We start from the raw sequence: 1,134 nt of genomic DNA, 5'->3' as shown, positions 1-1,134 counted from the left end.
GAGGCGACGTCGCGGCGTTTTTGCGGGGAAGGGCCGAGCCGGAGGGAGCGGACGAATGAACCGCATGTCGCGATATCAAATCGGTTCGGCGACGGGGATCGAAGCGATCGGGGCTCAGCGATGAGCCGCATCGCCTTCTTTCGGCCCGACGACGAGCGCGCCGCCTCGGCCGCGTCGTTCGTGCGCGAACTCGGGTACGAGCCGCTCTCGGACCCGATGCTGGCGGTCGAACCGACCGGGGAGACGCCGCGGTCGGACGCCGACTACACGGTCTTCACGAGCAAGACCGGTGCGGAACTCGTCGCCGACGCCGGCTGGCGGGCGGGCGGGGCAGTCGTCGCCATCGGGACGCCGACCGCGGGGGCGCTCGAGGCGACCGGGTACGCGGTCGATCGACTCCCCGGGGAGTTTTCTTCTTCTGGGCTCGTCGACGAACTCGCCCCCGATGCCCCGGGAGCGACTGTCGAGGTCGCCCGCTCGGATCACGGCTCGGCGGTCCTCCTCGAGGGATTGAACGACGCCGGCGCGTACGTCCACGAGACGGTGCTGTACCGGCTGGTGCGCCCGGAGGGGGCCGGGCGGTCGGCCGAGGCCGCCGCGCGCGGCGAGTTGGCGGGTGCGTGTTTTACCTCCTCGTTGACACTCGAGCACTTCCTGGCGGCCGCCGCGGAGCGTGGTGTCCGGGGCGCGGCGATCGAGGGGCTGAACGACGCGATAGTGGGCGCCATCGGCGAACCGACCGAGGCGACCGCCGAGTCGGCCGGCGTCGCCGTCGACGTCGTCCCCGAGACGGCGACGTTCGAGGCGCTGGCCGAGGCCGTCACGGAGCGGCTGTAGCGGGCACAACAGAGAAGGGCGAAACGGGGGGCGGCAACGCGGACAGGAGGGCTTTTCCCCGGCGCGGACCGACCCGCGTGTATGGACGCGCCGCTTTGGACGGACGAACACGCCCCGGAGCGCTCGGAACTTCCCCAATCGACGGTTCGGGAGCACCTACAGCGCGTGGCCGCCGAGCCGATGAACCTCGTCGTGTTCGGTCCCCGCGGCGCCGGCAAGACGGCTGCGGTCCGGGCGCTCGCTCGCGAGACCCACACGGACCCGGACAACGACTTCGTCGTCATCAACGTCGCGGAC

Annotated in this window: 2 protein-coding genes; both read left to right on the top strand. The window is 71.5% G+C overall.

The features are described from left to right. The first annotated feature begins 120 nt into the window (after positions 1-120). Positions 121-837, top strand: a complete 717-nt coding sequence (locus DP106_RS15245) for a uroporphyrinogen-III synthase (protein ID WP_015410360.1) — start codon at positions 121-123, stop codon at positions 835-837. A gap of 81 nt (positions 838-918) precedes the next feature. Then, positions 919-1,134: sigma 54-interacting transcriptional regulator (locus DP106_RS15240; RefSeq protein ID WP_165857930.1), on the top strand; the 216-nt coding region annotated here is incomplete at its 3' end.

The sequence above is a fragment of the Halonotius pteroides genome (assembly GCF_003605635.1).
Taxonomy (GTDB): Archaea; Halobacteriota; Halobacteria; order Halobacteriales; family Haloferacaceae; genus Halonotius; species Halonotius pteroides.
This window is presented reverse-complemented; position numbering and strand designations above follow the sequence as displayed.

Excerpts from the sequence above, each read along its gene's own strand:
- DP106_RS15245 (WP_015410360.1), top strand. The coding sequence starts at position 121 with ATGAGCCGCATCGCCTTCTTTCGGCCCGACGACGAGCGCGCCGCCTCG.